The organism is Streptomyces sp. NPDC028419 (assembly GCF_055565515.1).
This window is the reverse complement of the sequence record NZ_JBVHUE010000080.1, coordinates 1-4,072: the sequence shown is the minus strand read 5'-3', so window position 1 is coordinate 4,072 and position 4,072 is coordinate 1. Positions and strand designations below refer to the sequence as shown.

Sequence of the window (4,072 nt, the reverse complement as noted above, 5' to 3'; positions counted from 1 at the left end):
GGGCGTGGTGAGGGTGTCGTCGCGATTCCCTCGGTGCGGGTCGGGCAGGGCGAGCTGGCGTCGTTCGTGCAGGGCCTGGCCCGGCTGCACACCCGGGGTGCTGAGGTCTCGTGGCCGGAACTGCGTCCCGGGCGTCGGGTCGCGTTGCCGACGTACGCCTTCAACCGACAGCGCTACTGGCCCCGGCGATCCGCGCCGGCCGGTGTCGACGCGGCCATCGGGTCCGTGGGCCTCGAAACCACCGGGCACCCGCTGCTCGGCGCCCGGGTCGGCCTGGCCGATGGCGACGGCGTGCTCCTCACCGGCAGGATCTCGCTGGCGGAGCTGCCCTGGCTGGCCGACCACGCGGTGCACGGCACCGTGCTCTTCCCCGGGGCGGGCTTCGTCGAGATGGCGCTGCGCGCCGGCGACGAGGTCGGATGCGCCGGCGTCGAGGAACTCACTCTGCACGCGCCGCTGGTGCTTCCCGAAGGTGTCACCGCGCGGGTCCAGCTGACGGCGGACGGCGCGGACGAGGAAGGGCGTCGCGCCTTCGCGGTGTACGCGAGGACCGGCGACGCCGGAGCCTGGGTCACCCACGCCACCGGTGTGCTGACCCCGGCCCAGGCGGCACCGGGGCCGCTCCCCGCAGCCCAGGTGTGGCCGCCGGAGGGCGCCGTACCGGCCCAGGTGGACGGCCTCTACGACGCGATGAGAGAAGGCGGCTTCGCCTACGGCCCCAGCTTCCAGGGGCTCACGGCGGCATGGCGCCGGGGCTCCGAGGTGTTCGCCGAAGTGCGGCTGCCCGAGGGCGGCGACGCGGGTGACGCGGGCGATTTCTGCCTGCACCCCGCCGTGCTCGACGCGGCCCTGCACGGCGTGTCCCTGCTGGAGGGCTCCGGCGACGGCGAGGCGCCGCGCGGCCTGCCGTTCGCCTGGGAGGGCGTGCGCCTCTACGCCACGGGTGCGGCCGCCGTACGCGTCCGTCTCGCCCCGGCGGGCAGCGGCGGTGTCACGGTCACCATGACCGACGCCGCCGGGCTGCTGCTGGCCTCCGTCGACAAGCTCGTCCTGCGCCCGGTCACCGGCGGCCAGTTGCGCGCCGCGGGCGGACGCAACGAGTGGCTGTACCGCGCCGGTTGGGTCGAGCTGCCCCCGGTCGCGGGCGACACCGCCCGGCCCCGCTGGGCCGTCATCGGTGACGCCGCCGCCGCGCTCACCCGCGCAGCGGACGTCGACAGCGAGGTGTACGGGAACCTCGCGGACCTCGCCGCGGCGATCGACGCGGGAACCGCCGTACCGGAGACCGTCGTCACCGCCTGCCCCGACTCCCCGGTCGACGTACCGGAGGCCACGAAGGCTGCCACCGTCTGGGCGCTGGAGACGGCGCAGGCCTGGCTCGACGACGACAGGTTCGCCCCGTCCCGGCTGGTGCTGCTCACCCGCAACGCGGCGAGCCTCGCGGCGGCCACCGACGGACAGGGCCCCGACCCGGCGCACGCCGCGGCCCGCGGCCTGCTGCGCTCGGCCCAGTCCGAACACCCCGACCGCATCGTGCAGTTCGACCTTCCGGCCGAGTCCGCCGAGTCCGCCGATGGCGCGGCGGGGCTCCTGCTCCCGGGCCTGCGGACCGCGCTCGCGGCGGGTGAGCCCGAACTCGCCTTCCGTAACGGCTCGTTGTGGGCGCCCCGCCTCGCCCGGGTGGCCCCGACCGCCCCCGCCGAGCGGACCGAGGACGAGGAGGCGCCGGTCTGGGACCCGAGCGGGACCGTCCTCATCACCGGCGGCACCGGCGCCCTCGGCAGTGCCGTGGCCCGTCACCTGGCGGGCGAGCACGGCGTACGCCACCTGCTGCTGCTCGGCCGCCAGGGCCCGCAGGCCGCGGGTGCGCAGGAGCTGGTGGCCGAACTCGCCGCCCTCGGCGCCGAGACCACGGTCGCCGCCTGCGACGTGGCGGACCGGGACGGCCTGGCCGCCGTCCTCGGGAACATCCCCGCCGGCCGGCCACTGCGCGGCGTGGTCCACTGCGCGGGCGTCGTGGACGACGGGGTCATCTCCTCGCTGACCCCCGAGCGGGTCGACACCGTACTGCGGCCCAAGTCACTGGCCGCCTGGAACCTGCACGAACTCACCGCGGACCTGGACTTCTTCGTCCTCTTCTCCTCCGCGGCCGGCATCCTCGGCGCGGTCGGCCAGGCCAACTACGCCGCGGCCAACACCTTCCTCGACGCCCTGGCCGAGCACCGCAGGGCCCAGGGCCTCACCGCGCACGCGCTGGCCTGGGGCCTGTGGGAGCAGCGCAGCACCATGTCGGGCGGCATGAGCGAGCAGGACCTCGCCCGCGCCTCCCGCGGCGGTATATCGGCCCTGTCCGTCCAGGACGGCCTCACGCTCTTCGACGCGGCACTCGCCGCGGGCGAACCGGTGCTCGTCCCGATGGCGTTCGACCCGGCCGCCGCCCGTGTCGAGGCCGCCGGAATCCCCCCGGTGATGCGCGGCCTCGTCCGTGCCACCACCCGGCGGGCCACGGGCGCCGAACCCACCGGCGGGCTCCGCGACCGGCTGCGCGCACTGTCCGCCGCCGCCCGCGAAGAGGCGCTGCTGCAGCTGGTGCTGCGGCACGTCACCGCCGCACTCGGCTACGCGCCCGACAGCGACCTGGACTCCGGCCGGGCCTTCTCCGAGCTCGGATTCGACTCGCTCACCGCCGTGGACCTGCGCAACCAGCTGGCCACCGCCACCGGGGTGCGGCTGCCCGCCACCCTCGTCTTCGACTACCCCACGCCGGTGGCGCTCGCCCGCCACCTGCGCGCCGAACTCGTCGGCGACGAAGCCGACGCGGCGGCCCCGTCCCTCGTGGCGCCGGTGGCGTCCGGCGACGACGACCTGATCGCCATCATCGGCATGAGCTGCCGCTACCCCGGCGGCGTCCGCACCCCCGAGGAGCTCTGGCAGCTGGTCGCCGAGGGCCGGGACGGTGTCACGCCGTTCCCGGAGGACCGCGGTTGGAACGTGCGCGACCTCGTCGACCGGGACCGCCGGCGCGCCAACACCAGCTACGTCGGCGAGGGCGGATTCCTGCACGACGCCGCCGATTTCGACCCCGAGTTCTTCGGGATCTCGCCGCGCGAGGCCATCGCCATGGACCCGCAGCAGCGGCTCCTCCTGGAGACCACCTGGGAGGCCTTCGAGCACGCGCACATCGACCCCGCGTCCGTGCGCGGCAGCAGGGTCGGCGTGTTCGCCGGGCTCATGTACCACGACTACGCCGCCCGGCTGCACTCCGTCCCCGAGGAGCTCGCGGGCTTCCTCGGCAACGGCAACACCGGCAGCATCGCGACCGGCCGTGTCTCCTACACGTTCGGGTTCGAGGGTCCTGCGGTGACGGTGGACACGGCGTGTTCGTCGTCGCTGGTGGCGCTGCACCAGGCGGTGCAGGCGCTGCGGCAGGGTGAGTGCACCCTGGCCCTGGCCGGTGGCGTCGCCGTCATGGCCACCCCCGACTCCTTCGTCGAGTTCAGCCGCCAGCAGGGCCTGGCGCCCGACGGCCGCTGCAAGTCCTTCGCGGCCGGTGCCGACGGCACCACCTGGTCGGAGGGCGTGGGTCTGCTCCTGGTGGAGCGGTTGTCGGACGCGCGGCGCAACGGCCACGAGGTGCTCGCCGTGGTGCGGGGCTCCGCGGTGAACCAGGACGGTGCGTCCAACGGCCTGACCGCGCCCAACGGCCCCTCGCAGCAGCGGGTGATCCGTCAGGCGCTGGCCAGTGCGGGCGTGACGGCTGCCGAGGTCGACGTCGTCGAGGCGCACGGCACCGGTACCACGCTCGGTGACCCGATCGAGGCCCAGGCCCTGCTCGCCACCTACGGCCAGGACCGCGCCGGCGAACATCCCCTCCTGATGGGCTCGTTGAAGTCCAACTTCGGTCACACGCAGGCAGCCGCGGGCGTCGGCGGGATCATCAAGATGGTCGAGGCGATGCGGCACGGGGTCGTGCCGAGGACGCTGCACGTGGATGAGCCGACGCCGCATGTGGACTGGGCTTCGGGAGCCGTCGAGCTGGTCACGGAGAGTCGTGCGTGGCCGGAGACGGGGC

At 75.0% G+C, this 4,072-nt stretch carries 1 protein-coding gene; it reads left to right on the top strand.

Annotated features, from left to right (window positions below; genetic code table 11):
- Positions 1 to 4,072, top strand: a 4,072-nt coding sequence (locus ACZ4UB_RS39475; protein WP_468078120.1) for a type I polyketide synthase, incomplete at both ends; no start/stop codon positions are given.